At 33.8% G+C, this 3,476-nt stretch carries 6 protein-coding genes; 3 read left to right on the top strand and 3 right to left on the bottom strand.

All coding sequences use genetic code 11. The features are described 5' to 3' along the window. Positions 1 to 43: 43 nt before the first annotated feature. Positions 44 to 340 carry a single-stranded DNA-binding protein gene (locus B0183_RS11440; RefSeq protein WP_075604600.1) on the bottom strand — a complete coding sequence of 99 codons (297 nt, stop codon included), beginning with the start codon at positions 338 to 340 and terminating at the stop codon, positions 44 to 46. A gap of 42 nt (positions 341 to 382) precedes the next feature. Continuing rightward, a complete protein-coding gene (locus B0183_RS11445; RefSeq protein WP_075604601.1) occupies positions 383 to 1,645 on the bottom strand; it encodes a phage/plasmid replication protein, II/X family in 1,263 nt (420 codons plus the stop codon). A 149-nt stretch (positions 1,646 to 1,794) separates the two neighbouring features. Between B0183_RS11445 and B0183_RS11450 the strand changes: the two genes are divergently transcribed. The 3 genes from B0183_RS11450 (at position 1,795) to B0183_RS11460 (ending at position 2,835) form a co-directional block, all read left to right on the top strand. Next, positions 1,795 to 1,980 (top strand): hypothetical protein, encoded by a 186-nt coding sequence (locus B0183_RS11450; protein WP_075604602.1) that lies wholly within the window; start codon positions 1,795 to 1,797, stop codon positions 1,978 to 1,980. Continuing rightward, complete coding sequence (locus tag B0183_RS11455) at positions 1,977 to 2,429, top strand: hypothetical protein (RefSeq protein ID WP_075604603.1); 453 nt, start codon at positions 1,977 to 1,979, stop codon at positions 2,427 to 2,429. Before B0183_RS11450 ends, B0183_RS11455 begins: the two co-directional genes overlap by 4 nt. 178 nt (positions 2,430 to 2,607) lie before the next feature. Then, complete coding sequence (locus B0183_RS11460; RefSeq protein ID WP_075604604.1) at positions 2,608 to 2,835, top strand: hypothetical protein; 228 nt, start codon at positions 2,608 to 2,610, stop codon at positions 2,833 to 2,835. Positions 2,836 to 2,889: 54 nt separating this feature from the next. On the opposite strand, the gene B0183_RS11465 is transcribed toward B0183_RS11460, so the two are convergent. Further along, positions 2,890 to 3,114, bottom strand: coding sequence for a hypothetical protein (locus tag B0183_RS11465; protein ID WP_234802065.1), 225 nt, complete (start codon positions 3,112 to 3,114; stop codon positions 2,890 to 2,892). Positions 3,115 to 3,476 lie beyond the last annotated feature (362 nt).

Consider the following 3,476-nt stretch of genomic DNA (forward strand, 5'->3'; position numbering starts at 1 on the left):
TTATGCGAAACAATAGAATATAACTCATTGATATATAAAGATTTTATTTTTCATCAACAGGTACTAAAACAATATCGGCAACCTGCAAATCGGAATAACCACTAACTTTAAATGAATTTGGATGAACGTAATAATTACCAACACCATACGGAACTTGATCTTTTTGTAATGGGATTTTAACCATTACCGGAAACTGACCACCTAAATCAATATAGGCTTCTTGGGTTCTGATGAACCATTCTTTGCCAGTCTTTTGACTTACGCCCGAACGCTCATCAATGCGTGATGTTGGAAAAATCTGTACTTTTAACAAGTATTGTTTGATGTCTTGATTGCTCATTTTTAATTACCTCATATTAAGGAGAAAACATTTAAACCAAATTTATGCAGCCAATCCCCAACGTTCTATCGTTGGCTCTACATACCAATCAGGACGTTGGCAACTAAAATCAATTTCAACAACTTTCATCAATGGAATGATATTATGACGTTCGTGAGCTTTTAGATTTTGCAACTGAGCTTTGGTCAAACCAATCGCCATAAGATCTTTTTCATATCGCCAAAAAGTTTGGCGATTCATACATTCCAAAGTTTCAATATATCCATCATTCAATAAATTCTTATAAAAGCTGAATATACGATCAGCTTTTGCGTAACTGATGTTACCTTTTGGAGTTACTGAAAAATAATTGTTACGCAATAATTTTTGTATGCCATCTCGGTTGTAAACATTCATCTTACTTTCTCCAACTGCTTTAATTAGGTCTTTAAACGCTTCTTGCCATAGGTCTTTTATCAGGCTTCTGCCCTGTTCTTCATATTCTTCTTGGTATTTTACTAACTTGATTAAATTTCTTGGGATTTGATGTTTATCTAAGTAACGGCTTCTTAATCTTGCTTCAAAACGGACACATTTTTTAGCAAACTCAATAAGATTAGGATTGCTTAACACATTGATTGTATTTTGTAGATATTTTTTACTTGGCGACTTTTTGAAATCTAATTTGGCTTCTTCAAGTCTTCTCTGAACCTCATCGCCTTTCAAATACACTTTTAAAGAACGGTGTTCTGAACCTGTATTCCATTCAGCAGTCGTTTCATATTCCTTGTTATGCTTAGTTTTGCGTGTTTGCCCCACTTTGACATTTTGCAAAAATGAAATAACCTGCTTTCTTACAGATTCCGAAGCGATGTGAGATGAAAATGTAACATCAATCCAATCTACTGAAGTTTCTTCAACATCAATCATCTCAAAAATTTCAGGCATACCTTTTGCAAAGGTTTCCAACATAACAAAGGCACATAATCGAATATCAGTTGAACCAAAAACATTATGACCTTGCAATAATTTTGCTGGGCTTGCTTTTAATTCAACATATGGAGGAGTTTTTAATTGATCGCTACCGTTAAAAATTTTCATCGCAAGCGAACTAAAACTACTAGGAATAGATTCATAGGGATGTGAAAGCTCTTGAACATCAAGATCGCCATCTACCTCAAACGTTACATTAGATGATTTCAACTTTATGCCTGTTCGTCTAGCTATCTCAATAAGACTATCTTTCAAAAACGAAGTCTCACCGTCTTTGCAGACGATGATATTCTCCGCTTTGAATGGTATAGATAATCTTAAAAAATCGATCATAAAATGCTCTTTAAAAAGAAAAACTTTTTTTCTAAGAAATTAGATTTAATGTAATTATAATAATCTAATTTCTTAGAAGTCAACAAAATAATTTCTTTTTTTCTAAGAAATGATATGATTTTTTAACCAAATAGATAGGAGATTGCCAAGTGCCAACCAAACATATTGATGATTTGACGTGGAAAAAAGTGCAAGAAGAACACGTTAAAGCTGTAGTCCTTACTAAAATGAGTATCAAAGATACTGAAATACTCAAAATCCTTATCAGAAAAGGACTGGAAAACATTACCGAAAATGACTACATCAACTTTGCAAACAAAAAGGAAAATAAGTGAAGTATTTCAGACTATCTTATGACACAAGACAGCTAAGCAAAAAGAGCATTGAATTCATAAACAACACGATTATTGCAGAATTGGAAAAAGCTGGTTTTTCAATACCTGATCAAACACACATAACATTAGAATTCCCAATCCCTCACGAACTGTCATACGAACAAAACATTTTCTTTCAAATTCCTCAAGAGCAATGTAGTGAAAAAGAAATCACTCTATTTAGAAAAATAGCAAGAGAGTACTTTGAACTAATCAGCTTAAACGTAGGAATATCCAAAATGGGAAGTTATGATGTATATGAAGATGAAGAAAGTTATCAAAGGCAAGCAAAACTGGTCATTGACAACTATTTACTTGAAACAGCAGATTATGAAGATGAAAACTACATCAAAGAGATTCTAGACAGCAACCAATTTTTAAAGGAATGGTTAGAAATAAAGAATAGATAACCTTCCCCTTGTTGCTTGTATTTTGTACTAATCTGTAACAATTTGTTACAAGAGTGGACTATTAAAGAGGAGTCCACTCCTCTTTAACACTACTAATGCTAGTGAAAACTTCTCTTTGTAGAATGCAAATTAGAAAATTGGGAAGTAACTTGACCATCGTTTGATACTTGAGGGATTTATGACACGAAATTATCAATTTACCATTCAACTTAGGCACCCCATTCAAGATATAAATGCCCTTGAAAAAAACTTGTATGAAGCTCAGTGTGATGATGCTTTAATTTATATTAAAGATAGCGTAGTTTATTTAGAATTTGACCGTAAATCGCCAAATAAACAATCTGCAATAGAATCGGCTATTCAAGATGTCCAAAATGCAGGCTACAGCTCTATCACTGTATATTGAATATCAACTCTAACCAGATTCATGAACGTAGTGCTAGAACCTAACACACAAAGCCTAACGCCTAGGACGATAAAAAGCCCTATACGGACTTTTCCGGTAAGTGCGGATAAATTCATCTAAATCAATTGGCACATTTGAATTTACCAGCTCATCTAAAAACTTCATAAAATGTTCAAGCTGTTCAAAGCGTTTAGTCGTAACCGACCGCTCCTCATCATTGCTGTAGTTAAAACGTACTTCTAGAGAATTAACCGTCAGATAAATTCGATGCTCGTTCAACTTTAATAGCTTAACTGTTTCATGAAAATGTTTGGGAGTGATATGGGAAAGGGTTATATCTGCCATAATTTAGCTTGAAAACTCTATTTAGTACTTGTCTTAGCAAAATACAAAGAATGCATTTTAAGGGCCTCTAACATCACTAAGTTAGGCTCTTTAGGATGTTCTAAACACTCAAGAATTAGCTTTTGGTTTGCAAGAGAAAGGTTTAGAACTGGATTGGGGCTCTTCTCTACTTTTTCCATTTAATTATCTCATCAGATGACTTTCGCATAACAACAGGTTATGTGTAAATTCTCGTGCAGTGGGACAAGCCCTATTGTACTGCACTCGAATTGTAACATAACCTGTAGGGCATTATG

The sequence above is a fragment of the Glaesserella parasuis genome, from assembly GCF_002015085.1.
In the GTDB taxonomy this organism is placed as follows: domain Bacteria; phylum Pseudomonadota; class Gammaproteobacteria; order Enterobacterales; family Pasteurellaceae; genus Glaesserella; species Glaesserella parasuis.

What these genes read in the sequence shown, in the direction of transcription:
- B0183_RS11440 (WP_075604600.1), bottom strand. Translation starts at nt 340, where the DNA reads ATGAGCAATCAAGACATCAAACAATACTTGTTAAAAGTACAGATTTTT.
- B0183_RS11445 (WP_075604601.1), bottom strand. Translation starts at nt 1,645, where the DNA reads ATGATCGATTTTTTAAGATTATCTATACCATTCAAAGCGGAGAATATC.
- B0183_RS11460 (WP_075604604.1), top strand. Translation starts at nt 2,608, where the DNA reads ATGACACGAAATTATCAATTTACCATTCAACTTAGGCACCCCATTCAA.